This is a genomic window from Pseudomonas brassicacearum (assembly GCF_003732175.1).
Taxonomy (GTDB): Bacteria; Pseudomonadota; Gammaproteobacteria; order Pseudomonadales; family Pseudomonadaceae; genus Aquipseudomonas; species Aquipseudomonas brassicacearum_G.
This window is the reverse complement of record NZ_MOBI01000011.1, coordinates 132813-148248: the sequence shown is the minus strand read 5'-3', so window position 1 is coordinate 148248 and position 15436 is coordinate 132813. Positions and strand designations below refer to the sequence as shown.

The window sequence follows — 15436 nt, the reverse complement described above, 5'->3', positions numbered from 1 at the left end:
AACTGCTTGAGGTCGGTGAGCACCGGGTTGGTTTCGATCAGGTATTTCTGCGGATTAGACTTGAACGAGGTGTCCGGCAGGCCCTGAACGCGAGCCACGGTCTGACTGGCCGCAGGGGTAGCGATCAGCGGAATGCTGACGGTCGGTGCGGTGACCGCACCGGGGACGGTAGTCGGGGCACCAGGTTGAGTATTCACGGGCGGCACAAGAGGTACGACCACGGGAGAGGTCACGGTGGCCAATGGGTCACGTTGGTTGAGCGGCAGTGTTGGCACACTCAGGTCCGGACCGGTAGCGAGCGCGCTATGACTGGCGCCATCGACATGCACGGTGCCTACCTGGGTGATCGCTCCAACATTACTGTCATGGCCGGGCAACAGCAGGGTGCCGCCAGTGTCGGCGGGAGCGCTGACACTGATCGCGCTGGCGCTCACGTTGCTGTCAGTGACCTGACGGGTGATCCGGCTCAATTGCCTGTCGCTGGAGGCCACTTGGGCGATATCACCGATCTGGACGCTGCGCGCCTGAACATCCGGCAGGTTCTGCTGACGCTGAGCGGTGCTGACCGAGGCGTTGCCCATGGTCCAGCTTTGCGGGCCGCCGTTAGTTGTAGTGGCGACCGGCGTGCTGGTGCCCTGGCCACTGAGGCGGAACAGCCCGTTCTGGCCGGTAGGCAGGATAAAGCCTGGAAGCGATAACGGGTTGACCTGCTGCTGAGCAAGGTTCGGCGGCAGCTGCTGATTCAGCGTGATACGTGTCGAGTACGGGCTGCCGGAAGAGCCGGTGCCGGTCCGCGAGCCACTGCCCACGTAGTTGAAACCAGGCCGTACGACACTGTTGTCAAAGTTGTTCTGGGTGCTGATGTTGATTGCACCACCGGCTTGCATGATGGCGGCGTAGGACTGGTCGCCAGTGGAAAGCTGAGTGGTTCTGTGGAGAGAAAGAATTTCACTTTCTGTCGAACCGAGGAAGTGAGCCAGCGCACCTTCAAGGCCACTCAGGTTGGCAGAGTTGTAACCACTGTTTTCATACCAGTATTGCGTACTGAATGCAGCGGCTTCGCTCTGGTGGCTTCCGAGCGTATTTCGGGCAGACACATACGATCGGCGGTCTTCCGTATCACCGGTTTCAACGCCTTTGTTGGTCAGGTTAACGAGTTGTGCGGACAAGTTGCCAGCCGTAGCGACCGTGCTACTGCTGTTGAGAAAATCACCACCACGTAGCGTCAGGTTGGCACCGGAGGTAATGCTTGAGGCAGCACTGGCGCCAGGATCGACTTCCAGTTTGCTTCGCTGTATCACCTCAAACATGCCATTACGATTGCCGCCCTCACAGTCGCCGACATAATCGTGACTGCAGCGCAATTCATCGATACGGGCGGTATACAAACCGGCATCGTGTACAGAAAGAACAGTCCGAATATTCTGAATCGTGCTCGCCGCCAGGCTCATGCTGCCGTCACTTTGAATCGACGCAGAGCTGTTGACGATGCTGTTGGCCAGGCCACCCTGCCCGTCCCGATCGATGCTCAGGTTGCCCAGGCTGTAGACATTGGCATCGCTGTTGTTCAAGTCCGCAACGCGCAACGACATATTGCCGCCGCTGAAAATCAAAGCGCCGCCGGTATAACCGCCGTAGTTGATCAATGTGCCGGTCGTGAGCGTCAGGTCTCCCCCTGCTCCCATTGTCCCGAAGTTCCTCACCCCGCCCGCCATGACCGTCATCCCGGCGCCGGAGGTCAGCCGACCGGAATTGTCCAGCTGGCCGCTGACATTGAGTCGGGTGTCGCTACCGCCGGCGATGCTGGAAGTCACGCTATTGAGGCTCACTTGCGCGGCGCTCAGGTCAAGGGCCCCTTGACTGCTAAGACGACCAGCGCCCCAGTAAGCACCGCCCAGGCCCAAGCTCAGGCTGCCATTACTGGCAACCAAGCCTTCGTTGAACCAGTTGACACCGCTACCGATGAAACTGTCGGTGGCCAACAGCTGGCCGCTGGCGGTTTGGGTGAGGCTGTTGACATTGACGTTCAGACGCCCAGCCTGGATGACGCTGCTGTTGGTCCAGCTGTCGGCGTTGAGGGTCAAGCCGCCTCTGGTAACGAGAGAGCCACCGGCCCCCATGACGTTCGCCGTGGAGATATCGAAAGTGCCGGTGCCGACATGCAACAAACTACCGCCCTGGTTCAGGAAGCCTGCGGCGTTGAGCGTCAGGTCACTGTTGGCGGTTTCCAGTGTGCCGTTGCGGTTATCAAACAAACCGCCGATCTGGAAGTCGGTCTTGCCGCTGGTGCCCAAGGCACGCAGTTGGCCGGTCTGGTTGTCGAGGCTGGCGGCGCGCACGCTCAGGGTGCTGTCGCTCTCGATGATGCCCAGACGGTTGTTCAGGGCGCCGGTGAGGTTCAGGTCGATCCCGTTGCCGGCGATCTGGCCGTCGTTGTCGCCGCTGTTGTCGAAGTTGTTGCCGGTGACGCTGACCCGGCCTTTGGCGTAGAGGCCACCATTGCGGTTGTCGAAGTCGCGGGTGGCGACGATTGCATCGCCGCTTTGCGCCGAGATGCGGCCGCCGTAGTTATCGATGCCGCCCAATGCGCTGAGGTTCAGACGCTGTGCCTGGACGATGCCGCCCTGACGGTTGTTGGTCAGGTCGTAACCGTTTTTCAGCACGCCGACGATGCGCGCTTCAAGGGCGCCCTTGACGCTGGCGAGGGTGCCGCCGCGGTTGTCCAGGTTGGTGGCGCTGACCGTAAGGTCGCCGTTCTGGGCCAGGAGTCGGCCGCTCTGGTTGTCGATATCACCTGCTACGGACAGGGTCATCGCGCCCAGGCTTTGCACGGTGCCTTTGGCGTTGGCCAGGCTCGCGGCGGTGAGTTGCAGGTTGCCGTTCTGGCTGTAGATCAAGCCGTCGGCGCTGTTCTGGACGGCGCCGGAGGTGTTGACGACGAGGTTGTTGTTGCTTGCGACGGTGCCGCGATTGCGGTTGTCGAGGCTGCCGGTGAGCAGGGTCATCAGGCCTTGGCTGGCCAGTTGACCGCCCTGGTTGTTGATCTGGCTGCTACGACTGATCAGCAGCGGACCGGCGCTGGCGAGTTTGCCGTTGGTGTTGGTCAATGCGCCGAGCAGGTCGAGGCTGAGCGCACCGTTACTGACCAGGCTGCCGGCGCTGTTGTCCAGCGTGCTGCCAGTGAAGCTCAGGTTCTGTTGCGCGTTGATCACGCCCGCTGCGTTGCCGAGGGTCATGGCTTGTACGGTGAGCGCCGCGCCGCTGTCGATCAGGCCGCTCTGGCCGTTGTTCAGCAGGCCGCTGACCGTCAGGGCCTGGCCGGCGCCGCTGGACAGAATGCCGCCGCTGTTGTCGAGGCTCGCCGCGTTGACGGTGAGCGCCTTCTGGCTGACCAGCGCGCCGGCACCGCTGTTGAGCAAGGCACCGCTCAAGGTCACGCCGAGGTTGCCGCTGCGGCTGGAAAGCGTGCCGTTGTTGCGGTTGTCGAGGCTGGCGCTGTTGATGTCGAGGCCCTGCCAACCGGAGATCAGACCGTTCTGGTTGAGCAGATTGCCAGCGTTGAGGCTCAGCAGGTTGTTGCTGATCAGTTTGCCGCCGCTGTTATCGAAGGTGCGTCCAGCGAGGGTGAAGCTCTGGCTGCTGGAGACTTCGCCACTCTGGTTGTTCAGGTCGCGCAGACGGCTGATGGTCAGCGGGCCTTTGGCGGTGATCAAGCCGCTCTGGTTGTTCAGATCGCTACCGCTCAGGTCAAGCGTGATCCCCGCATCGCTCAACAAACGCCCGCCGTTTTGGCTCAGTGCACCGAGGGTCAGTGCGATGTCACCTTTGGCCGAGACTTCACCGCCATTGCTGGAGTCCAGGCTGTTGGCGGTCAGGCTCAAACCGCCCTGGCTGTTGATCAGGCCGTTGGCGCTGTTGTTCAGCGCCATGGCATTGAGGGTCACGGCACTGCCACCGAGCAGGGTGCCGCCCTGGTTGTTCAGATCGGCGCTGGTCAGCGTCAGGCTCTGTGCCGCGTTGATCAGGCCTTTATTCTGGTTGTTCAGCAAACCCGCGACATTCAGGGTCAGGTCGCTGCGACTGTTCAGGGTGCCGTCAGTGTTATCCAGGCTGGCGGCGCGGACGTCGAGGGCCGCGGCGCCAATCTGGCCCTTGAGGTTGGTCAAGGCCTGATTGATTCGCAAGGTCACGGCCTGGTTGCTGAGGAGCTTGCCGTTGCTGTTGTCGAGGCTGTCGGCGGCGAGGCTAAAGGCCTGGGCGCTGGAAATTTCACCGCCCTGGTTGTTTACGCCCTTGAGGTTATTGAGCACCAGCGACGGGGCATTGATCAGGCCGTTCTGGTTATTCAGCTGACCTTGGTGCAGGTCCAGGACAAGGCTGGTGTTGCTGAAGAGTTTGCCGCCCATCTGGTCGAGGCCGGTGACGCTGGCCGTCAGTGCCTTGGCGCTGCCGATGCTGCCACCGTTCTGGTTGGTGACCTGGCCGGCCGTGAGGCTCAGGCTGTCGCCACTGTTCAGGCGACCGTTCTGGCTGTTGTCGAAGGCGCCAGTAGTCACGCCCACCGGGCCCTTGCCGCTGATCACGCCTTGTTGACGGTTGTCGAGGCTGGCGCTGGTCAGGTCGACGCTGCGGTCACTGACCAGTTGCCCGCCCTGGTTGCCGAGCGCACCGCTGGCATTGACCTTCAACGCTCCGGCACTCGACAGGCTGCCACCGGTGTTGCTCAGGTTGGCGCTGTTAACGGAGAGTTGGCCTTCACTGCTGATCTGGCCCTGATTGTTCGTCAGGTCGCTGCTCAGGCCCAGCCGGGCATCTTGCCCGCTGAGCAGGTGGCCAGCGCTGTTGTCCAGGGTCTGACCATCCAGGGTTAACCCGGCCTTGCCGTTGATCAGGCCCTGATTGCGGTTGAGCACCTGGCCGAGGGTCATGGCCAAGCCCATGGCGGCGATGATCTGACCGCTGTCGCTGTTGTCCAGACGGTTGCCGGTCAGGTTGATATCGGCGCTGCTGGAGAGCTCGCCGCCACGGTTGTCGATATCACCGACATTGAGTTTCAGCGCTTTTGTAGCACCTACCAAACCGTTCTGGCGGTTGTCGAGTGTGCTACCGGTCAGGCTCAGGGCACCACTGGCGATCAGTTGTCCGTTCTGGTTATTGAGGCTGGTGATAGTTGCCGAAACATCGGCCTTACCGGCGAGCGAGCCGTTGCTGTTGTCGAGACTGTTGGCCGCCAACAGCACCGCGCCGTCGCCGATCAGGGTGCCGCTTTGATTGGTGAAGGACTGGGTCACGCCCAGATCAACGTCGCCATGGCTGCTGATCAGGCCGTTGCTGTTGTCCAGGCTGGCACTTCGGCTGTTGAGGGATGCTGCCGAAATCAACCCGTTGAGATTGTTCAGGGTCTGAGCGATACGCAGGGTCAGGCCCTGGTTGCTCAGGAGCTTGCCACCGCTGTTGTCGAGATTTTGCGCGGCGACGGTGAACGCTTGGGCGCTGGAGATTTCGCCGTTCTGGTTGTTAACGTCCTTGAGGTTGTTGAGCACCAGCACGGGCCCATTGATCAGGCCGTTTTGGTTGTTCAATTGGCCATTGTTTAGGTCCAGGTCGAGACGGGTTTTGCTGAAGAGTTCGCCGCCTTGTTGATCCAGGCCGGTGATGCTTGCCGTCAGGTTTTTTTCGCTGGCAATGCGACCGCTGCTGCCGTTGCTGACCTGGGTCGCGGTCAGGTCCAGCGTGTCGTCACTGGTGAGATGGCCGCCCTGGCTGTTGTTCAAAATACCGGTGGTGACACGGGTGACACCCTTGCCGTTGATCAGGCCTTTCTGGCTGTTATCGAGGCTGGAGCTGGCCAGGGTCAAACCCTGGTCGGTGATGATCGAACCACCCTGGTTGAGCAACGCCCCCAGACTAGTGACCGACAGGGCGCCGGCGCTGCTGAGCTTGCCTGCGGTGTTATCCAGCGTGGCGGCGTTGAGGGTCAATCCGCCTTCGCCACTGAGCAACCCGGCGTTATTGAGCAGCGCCCCATCAAGACGAATGTCCAGGCCCTTGAGGCCGGAGAAACTACCGCCGGTGTTGTCGAGCGTGGTGCCAGCCAGGCGAGCGCTGCCCTTGGCGAACAGCTTGCCCGTGTTCTGGTTGATCAGTTGCGCCACCGTCAACTGCAGGTCGGTCGCGGACAGCAGTTTGCCGCCGTCGCTGTTGTCCAGACGCTGGCCGGTGAGGTTCAGGCTGTTGTCGGTGCTGGAGATTTCTCCGGCGCGGTTGTCGATTTGATCGACCTTGACGGTCAGCGCGTTGGTGCTGCCCACCAGACCGCCGTTGCGGTTGTCGAGGGTCTTGCCGGTCAGCAGCAAACTGCCTTGGGCGACCAACTCACCACCCTGTTGGTTCAAGGTGTCGAGGGTAGCGTTAAGGTCAGTCTGACTGGCAATCCGGCCTTTGGTGTTGGTGATGTCCTGGGCCTTGAGCGTCACGGGACCGACCGCACTGAGCAGGCCACCGCTGTTGTCCAGGCGCGAGCCTTCGTAGTTGATCGCGGCCTTGCCGGTGAGCACGCCTTTGTCGCGGTTATCCAGTTGCCCGACCAGCAGACTCAGGTCCTTGTCGGCTTCAATCAGCCCACCGCGGTTATCCGCCGAATCGCTGTGCACGGTCAGCCGGTCCTTGCCAGCCAGACTGCCACCACGGTTATCAAGGCTGCCGGTAGTCAGGTCAATTCCACCGGTGGCCCTTAGTTTTCCCAGCTCCCGATTATCGAACGCTCCTGCAATTTTCCCCGTCAGGCTGCCATCAACGGCCAGCAACATTCCCGCCGCGCGGTTGTCGAGGCTGTCGACAGTCAGGCTCAGTGCCTTGCCGGAACCGAGCTTGCCGCCCTGGTTATTCAGAGCGCCGCTCAGGTCGATGCTCAGCCCAAGGTCGCCCGTCAGATTACCTTTGGTATTGTCCAGACTCGCGGCCTTGAGGGTCGATAACCCGGCACTGGATACGAAGCCATTGAGGTTGGTCACCCCGCCCTCGGCATTCAAGGTCAGGTCCGAATCGCTGCCGATCTTGCCGGCAGTGTTGTCGACGCTAGCGGCGCGGATATCCAGCCCATCGGCCGACACCAGTCCCCTGAGGTTGTTCAAGGTTCGGTCGACGCGCAGGACGAGCGCGTTCTGACTAAGAATCTTGCCAGCGGTGTTGTCGAGCGTTTGCGCAGCCAACGTGAATCCCTGATCGCTGGATATCTCGCCCCCCTGGTTCGCTACGCCCTTGAGGTTTTTCAGCAATAATTGGCCAGGGGCGTTGATCAGACCACTCTGGTTATTGAGCTGGCCATGATTCAGATCGAGACTCAGGTCGGTGCTGCTGAACAGTTTTCCGTTTTGCTGATCAAGGCCACTGACGCTTGCGGTCAGGGCTTTGGTGCTGGAAATACTGCCTTGGGCGCCGTTGTTCAGCTGGCCGCTGACGAGGTCGAGCGTATCGCCGCTGATCAGTGTGCCGCCCTGGTTGCTGACGGTGCCGAGGCTGGTGAGTTTCAGGTCCTTGACGCTGGAGAGTTTGCCGCCGTCGTTGTTCAGGCTGCCGACGCTGAGCAGGATCGCGCCATCGCCCTTGAGCGTGCCTTGGGCGTTCAGCAACTGCTCGCTCAGTGTCAGGTCCAGATTGCCTTTGGCGTAGAGATTGCCCCCCTGACCGTTGTTCAGTTGCGCAGCCTTGAGGCGTAATCCGGCCTGACCGGACAGCAGACCGTCAAGCTGGTTATTGAACTGGGCGAGGGTCAGATTGATGTCGCCATTGGCAAGCACCCGGCCGCCATGGCTGTTGTCCAGCGTCGTGCCTGTCAGGTTCAAATCGCGTTGACTGGAGAGGTTGCCGCCCTGATTGTCGAGGCTGTCGATGTTCAGGTTCAGGCTCTGGCCAGCACTCAGCGAACCCGCCTGACGGTTGTCCACTTGGTTGGCATTGAGCGTCAGAGCGCCACCGGCGCTGAGGCTGCCGGTACGGTTATCCAGCAACCCGACCGTGCTCAGGTTGAGATCGGCCTTGCTGACAACCCGCCCCTTGAGCTGGTTGTCGAGACTGGCACTGCCCAAGGTCAACAGACCGTCCGAAGACACCAAGCCAGCCTGGTTCAGCAGCTGTCCGGCAATCTTCGCCGTCAGCCCCGAATTCCCCGTCAGTGTGCCTTGGGTGTTGTCGAGGCTGGCGCCTTGCACCTTCAACAATTGGCCAGCGGTCATCGACCCCGTGGCGTTGTTGATCGCGCCCTGACTGCCCAGCGTCAGACTGTTATCGCTGGTCAGATGGCCCTGACGGTTATCCAGATCAGCCACCTGCAAGGTGATGTCCCGGGCGCTCAGTTGGCCACCCTGATTGTTCAGGCTGCCGGCCAGCAGCAGGTTCAATCCTGTGCCAGCGTTCATCGTACCGAGCTGGTTGTTCAGGCTATCGGCCTGCAGATCGATGGTGGACGCGGAAATCAGCGCACCGGTGTTGTTCAGGGCTCGGGCGATTCGCAGGACCAAAGCCTGCTGGCTAAGGACCTTGCCGCTGGTGTTGTCCAGACTGGTGGCGGCCAACGTGAAGCCTTGTTGGCTGGAGATTTCACCGCTCTGGTTAACCACCGTGTTCAGGTTCTTCAGCAGCAGCGCGCCAGGTGTGGTGATCAGGGCACTCTGGTTATTGAGCACGCCGTTGTTCAGGTCCAGGGTCAGGCCTGTGGCGCCGCTCAATTGGCCCTGATTGTGCTGGTCCAGACCGCTGACACTGGCAGTCAGGGCCATGGCGCTGGCAATGCGTCCGCCTTCGCTGTTGTTCACCTGGCCCGTGGTCAGGTTCAAAGCGTTGCTGCTGGTGAGCACGCCTGCTTGATGGTTATCCAGACTGCCGCTGTTGATCACTGCACCGCCGGTGCTCTGGATCGTGCCCGATTGGTGGTTGTCCAGTGCACCAAGAGCCGTCAGGCCCAAGGTGCCCTGACTGATGATCGAGCCTTGCAGGCTGTTATCCAGGGATGCCGCCGTAACTTGCAGGCGCTGCTGGGCAGCCAGGCGACCGTGCTGATTGTTGAAGGCACCACTGGCGTTGATATTCAGGGTGCTGCCGGCCGACACCAGTCCTGCGACGTTATCCAGAGACCCGACATTCAAGGTGACCCCGGCAAGGCTGGAGATTTCAGCAGCGCCGTTACTCAGTGCTCCTACATTGGCGAGCAGTTCGCCGTTGCTGGTCACCAGTCCGCTCTGGGCATTGAGCAACTGGTTGGCATTGAGGTTCAGGCTACCGGTGCTCAGCACCCGCCCCTTGTTCTGGTTATCCAGCGTCCCGGCGTTGATGCTCGCGCCTTGTTTCGCACTTAAAGTGCCGCCTTGGTTGGTCAGGGTTTGCGCGGTGTTGACCGTCAGGTTGCGGCTGGCGACGACACTTTTGCCGCTGTTGTTGAAGTTCTGAGCGCTGAGGTTCACATCACCGCTGGCGTTGCGGCTGGTGTCGACGTTGACCCCGGCCTCGATGATGCCGTTGTTGGTCAACTGGCCGCCGGCACTCAGGTTGATGCTGTCGCGAGCGGCGAGGGTTTGCTGGTTGCTCAGGTCGCCCTGGGTTTGCACGTTGAGGGCGGTGCCGGCGTAAATCGGTCCTTGGGCATTGAGGCTGGTGGCTTTGATATTCACCGCGCCATTGACCGCCGAGGTGTCGGCCAGGCTCAGCTGGCCGTTGGCATCGAGCTGGATATCGCCGCCGCTGGCGATCAGTTTGCCGTCGAGTTTGACCCCGACGCCGGCTTCGGTGCCGACCAGTTTGATCGCGCCGGCGTACATACCGCCGAGCGCCGAGGAGTCGATCGCCAGTTCCGGCTTGGCACTGCCGTCGTTGGCCCGCGCCGTGGCGTTGAGAGTGTCGGCGTTGACGTCGTTGCGACCGGCAACGATGGTCAGGTTATTCGCCTGCAGCTGGGCGTTGATCTTCGCGCTGCGGGTGATGATTTCGAATCGGTCGACGTTGGTGGCGTTGATCCCGGCGCCGTCGATGGAGACGCTGCCCTGATCGACCTGGAAATGATCCAGTCGACCGTTGTCGAGCACCGGTTTGCCGGTGGTCAAGGTCACCCGTGGGGTATTGATAAACCCGCAGCCGTTGCAGCTGATGCCATAGGGGTTGGCGACGATCACCCGCGCCGACTGCCCCGCCACTTCGGTGTAACCGTTCAACTGGCTCGGGCTGCCGCCGTTGACTTCGTTGAGGATGGTTTGCGCCGGACCACTGCCTTTCAGGTTCGGGTTGCCGACGATGATCCCGCCCAGTTGGGTTTGCTGGGTCTGGGTTGAAGCATTGTTGAGAATCAAGCCTTGCAGGGTGACGTTGTAGTCGTGGAACTGGTTGTGCGAGAGACCTGTGGCATTGGGCGTGGCGATGTTGACGATCGGCACACCATTGCCGGCGCGATCCAGGCCAGTGCCCGGTGCGCTGACCACGATGCCGTCCGCCTGCGCCCACATCGGTTGCCAGAACATGACGTTGGCCAGCAGGAACGCCAGACCGCGTTTGGGCATGCCCATGAAACGTTCACGGGGAATTACGGCAGCAGAAGGCTGGCCGGCCAGAAAGGCCAGTTGGCGAACGTCCATATTCAGGTCTCGACTAAGCGGAAATTTAGAGGGAGAAATCCACGCGGAAATAGATTGGCGCTTCGCGTTCGGTCAGGGCGGCCGGGCGTTCCAGGGAATGAGCGAGGGTCACGCTGGCAGACACATGCTGCCCCTTGGCAAACAACTCGATCGAGTCGCTCGACATCCGCCCATGTTGCTCGCCGTTGTAGCGGCCATGACTGATCACGCCCTGGTCGTAACCCAGGCTGGTGCCGTATTCAGCGAACACCGGACGCAGCCATTCCCAATTCACCGGACGACTCCAGCGCAGGTCGTTGCGCCAGTAGCCGCCGCTGTCACCGGATAACGATTGGTCCTTGTAACCACGGATCGACGACAACCCGCCCAGGCTGGTGCGCTGCGGGCTGAACAGCACGTCCTCGCTGCGCTGGCCGGTCATCAAACTGCTGAAGCTCAACGACTCGCCCCAGAGTTTGAATGGCTGCAAGTAGCTCAGGGTGCCGGTGTATTTGCGGTACCGCGCATCCGCGTCCCCAGGGCCTGGATGGCCGTTGCTTTGGGCATCAAAGGCGCCGATACCTTTCTGCATGCCCAGGTCGAGGTTGACGAAGGCCGAGCCGACACGCCGCCCGTGGTTGATCCCGAACTGCGCCTCGCTCAGGTGGTTGCTGCTCAGGGCCAGCTTGCTGCCTTCGATGAAATTGTTAATCCGCATGTGAGACACACCGGCGCTCAAGGACGTCTTGCTCACGGCATCGCGATAGATCACGCGCTCGGCCTTGAACTGGTGAGTCGTGCTGTCGCCGGTCTGCTTGAAGTTGTAGCCATTGGCAGCAATCTGCGAGCTGTAATCGCTCTGGTTGTAGCTGTAGTTGAAGTTCCACCAGCCCCACGGCAGGTTGTAATCGAGCATGGCGTTGCTTGAGGTGTGGTTATGATCGCTCACCGCATCGTGACCACCGCGCAACATCAACTGATCCGCCAGCCCCAGCGGGCTGTCCCAGTCGAAGGTCGTGCCCCACTGCTGCTCGCCGGTGCTGCGCTGGCCTTCGTTAGTGCGCGACAAACCGGCGCGCCAGGGCTTTTGCGGGGTGTTCTTGACCAGCACTTCGCTGCCACCCACGGCTTTACCGGGTGCCAACTCCATCTGCGCCTGATTCGACGGCAAACGGTTCAACTGATCGACCAATTGTTCGATCTCGCGCAGGTTGACCAGGTCACCAGTCTTGCCTGGGAAAGCCATGGACAATTCACGGCCCGACAGCTTGCTGCCCTCCGCGCCTTTGATGCCTTCGAGCTTGCCCTCGACCACCAGCACCTTCAAATGACCGGCAGACAAATCCTGCTGCGGCAAGTAGGCACGACTGGTCACCAGACCTTTCTCGAGGTAGTAATCGGTGATGACTTTCAGCAGCTCATTGAGCTGAGTGACGCCCAGGCACTGGCCGATGTAAGGCTTGAGCAAACGCTCGCGCTCACGGTCCGAAAGGCTGTCGGCCCCCTTGAGTTCGATGTCTTTGATCGGGAAGCAGCGGGTATCGGCAGGCGCTGTCGGGGCCGTCGGTTTGGCCGCTTTGCCGGGCAGTTCCTTGAGCTCTTCGAGACGCCGGCGCTGCTCTTCGAGCAGGCGATCCTGACGTTCGCGGATCAGGTCGGTTTCACCGGGGGTGGGTGCGGCGTGGGCAAGGTTTACGCTGGTGAAACACAGCAATAGACACGGCAAAGCCGCACACAGCCTCTTCCCGAGGGGGTGCAGGTACATGTTCGATCCCTCGAGACGACAAGTGATATCAATATGATGGCGCAATGTTAAGTTGCCATCATTCTGACGTCAATAAGCTTGTTACGAATTTGTTGCAGAGTGTGTCTTGATTGACACGCACAAGACTCCTGACGGCGCTGACGTCAGGCTCGACCTCGAGATCGCCATAGGCCAAAAATGAAAAAACCCGGACACTGTCCGGGTTTTTTATGGGATCGCTAAGGCGCGTTATTCAGCGGCCGGTGCTTCCGGTTTGCGGCGCTTGAGCGGCGCCATGCCGTCCTTGCTGACCAGCGACAGGGCGTCGGTCTTCGGGCGGTTGGCGATCTTGCGTTTGGTCGGAGCCTTGGCGCCGGTCTTTTTCTTGTCGCCTTTGGCGTCGACTTTTTTCTTCTTCACGCCAACGGCTTTGCCCGAGGCCTTGACCTTTTTCGGTCCGCCATAGGTGCCTTTGACTTCCTTGATGGTGCGGCGCTCGAAGCTCTGCTTGAGGTAGCGCTCGATGCTCGACATCAGGTTCCAGTCGCCGTGGCAGATCAACGAGATGGCCAGGCCATCGTTGCCGGCACGACCGGTACGACCGATACGGTGAACGTATTCGTCGCCGCTGCGCGGCATGTCGAAGTTGATCACCAGGTCCAGGCCTTCCACGTCGAGGCCGCGAGCGGCAACGTCGGTGGCGACGAGGATCTTGACCCCGCCCTGCTTCAGGCGGTCGATCGCCAGCTTGCGATCCTTCTGGTCTTTCTCACCGTGCAGGACGAACGCCTTGTACTCCTGCGCCACCAGGCGGCCGTAGATGCGGTCGGCCATGGCCCGGGTGTTGGTGAAGACGATGGCCTTCTGGTAGGTCTCGTTGGCCAGCAACCAGTTAACGATCTGTTCTTTATGCTGGTTGTGGTCAGCGGTGATGATTTGCTGACGGGTGGTGTCGTTCAACTGGCTGACGGCATTGAGCTGCAAGTGCTCAGGGTTGTTCAGGACCTTGGCGATCATCTCGCGCAGGCCCGAACCGCCGGTAGTGGCAGAGAACAGCATGGTCTGCTGACGGTTGGTGCACTCTTCCACCAGACGCTGCACGTCTTCGGCAAAGCCCATGTCGAGCATGCGGTCGGCTTCGTCGAGCACCAGCACTTCAACTTCTTTCAAGTCGAGGTTGCCGGCGTTCAGTTGCTCGATCATCCGGCCCGGAGTGCCGATCAGGATGTCCGGCACCTTGCGCAGCATGGCTGCCTGGACCTTGAAGTCTTCGCCGCCGGTGATCAGGCCGGATTTGATGAAGGTGAACTGCGCGAAGCGTTCAACTTCCTTGATGGTCTGCTGGGCCAGCTCGCGGGTCGGCAGCAGGATCAGGGTTTTGATGCTGACGCGGACTTTGGCCGGGCCGATCAAACGGTTGAGGATCGGCAATACGAATGCAGCGGTTTTGCCGCTACCGGTTTGCGCAGTCACCCGCAGGTCACGCCCTTGGAGCGCGAGCGGGATAGCCGCTGCTTGCACTGGCGTTGGCTCGACAAATTTAAGCTCGGCCACGGCTTTGAGCAGGCGTTCGTGCAGGGCGAATTGGGAAAACACGGGTGCTACCTCGAAGAAATACAAAAAATCAGCTGCATAGGGTAACGGTTTCGAGCGCGAAGGCCGAGTTTCTTTATGCAAACAGACGCAAACAATGGCGATTTTGTTAGCGGATTTGTCCCTGAACGTAACTCGATGCGTCTTAAATGCTCTAATCGCCCCCTCTCGTCCTACAGAAGAATCGTTTTAACCCATGGATCTCAAACAGCTCTGGCTCAATACCCAAGACCTCTGGGGCGCTCTCGACCAGCACCCGCTTCTACATTCCAGCCTGGCGCTGATGGTGTTGTTGGTGATTGCCTTGCTGCTCGGACGAGTGGCGCGTTATGTGGTGCTGCACGCCGTCAAATTGCTTGGCCGGCAACCGGCGATGCACTGGTTCAACGACTTGTTCCAGAACAAGGTGTTCCATCGCCTGGCGCAAATGACTCCGTCGCTGGTGATCCAGTTCGGTTTGAACCTGGTGCCGGAACTGAGCAAAACCATTCAGAATTTTCTCGGTAACGTTGCCCTGTCCTTCACCATTCTGTTTATGGTGCTGGCCCTGAGCGCCCTGCTCAACGCCTTGCTGGACATCTACGCACGCACCGAACATGCCCGCACGCGCTCGATCAAAGGCTACGTGCAGTTGGCGAAAATGGTGCTGTTCGTGTTCGGCGCAATCATCATCGTCGCAACCCTGATCGATCGATCGCCGCTGTTGCTGCTGTCGGGTCTGGGCGCCATGTCGGCGGTGATTCTGTTGGTCTACAAGGACACCCTGCTGTCGTTTGTCGCCAGCGTGCAGCTGACCAGCAACGACATGCTGCGGGTCGGCGACTGGATCGAAATGCCACAAGTGGGCGCCGACGGTGACGTGGTGGACATCACCCTGCACACGGTCAAGGTGCAGAACTTCGACAAGACCATCGTCTCGATCCCGACCTGGCGCTTGATGTCCGAATCGTTCAAGAACTGGCGCGGCATGCAGCAGTCAGGCGGTCGACGGATCAAGCGCAGCCTGTTCATCGACGCCAGTGGCGTGCGCTTCATCCATGACGACGAAGAACAGAAGCTGACCCAGGTGCGCTTGCTCACCGATTACATCAGCCGCAAGCAGGCCGAGCTCAAGAGCTGGAACGAGGCCCAGGGCAACGTCGCGGCGATGTCGGCCAACCGCCGGCGGATGACCAACATTGGAACCTTTCGCGCTTATGCGTTGGCGTACTTGAAGAGCCATCCGGAGATTCAACCGAACATGACCTGCATGGTCCGCCAGATGCAAACCACCGCTCAGGGCGTGCCGCTGGAAATCTATTGCTTCACCCGCACCACGGCGTGGGCCGATTACGAGCGGATCCAGGGCGATATCTTCGATTATCTGCTGGCAGTGCTGCCGGAGTTTGGTTTGAGCCTGTATCAGCAACCGAGCGGCAATGATTTGCGCGCGGGGTTGTTGCCGGCGGCGTTGGGGGCCAGCCATATCCCCGAACTGGAAAAATGCTCGATGTAGCTGCAC

The 15436-nt window shown here is 60.6% G+C and carries 4 protein-coding genes; 1 reads left to right on the top strand and 3 read right to left on the bottom strand.

The features are described 5' to 3' along the window. From BK658_RS10470 to BK658_RS10460, 3 genes are all read right to left on the bottom strand, one after another. Window positions 1-10619, bottom strand: a 10619-nt coding sequence (locus BK658_RS10470; RefSeq protein ID WP_123582247.1) for a two-partner secretion domain-containing protein, incomplete at its 3' end; no start/stop codon positions are given. A gap of 25 nt (window positions 10620-10644) precedes the next feature. Then, window positions 10645-12363, bottom strand: a complete 1719-nt coding sequence (locus BK658_RS10465) for a ShlB/FhaC/HecB family hemolysin secretion/activation protein (RefSeq protein WP_123582246.1) — start codon at window positions 12361-12363, stop codon at window positions 10645-10647. A gap of 228 nt (window positions 12364-12591) precedes the next feature. Then, complete coding sequence (locus BK658_RS10460) at window positions 12592-13938, bottom strand: DEAD/DEAH box helicase (protein WP_123427900.1); 1347 nt, start codon at window positions 13936-13938, stop codon at window positions 12592-12594. A gap of 193 nt (window positions 13939-14131) precedes the next feature. Here BK658_RS10460 and BK658_RS10455 point away from each other — a divergent pair, with 193 nt between their 5' ends. Further along, window positions 14132-15430 carry a mechanosensitive ion channel family protein gene (locus tag BK658_RS10455; protein ID WP_123582245.1) on the top strand — a complete coding sequence of 433 codons (1299 nt, stop codon included), beginning with the start codon at window positions 14132-14134 and terminating at the stop codon, window positions 15428-15430. Window positions 15431-15436: the final 6 nt, after the last annotated feature.

What these genes read in the sequence shown, in the direction of transcription:
- BK658_RS10465 (WP_123582246.1), bottom strand. Translation starts at nt 12,363, where the DNA reads ATGTACCTGCACCCCCTCGGGAAGAGGCTGTGTGCGGCTTTGCCGTGT.
- BK658_RS10455 (WP_123582245.1), top strand. Translation starts at nt 14,132, where the DNA reads ATGGATCTCAAACAGCTCTGGCTCAATACCCAAGACCTCTGGGGCGCT.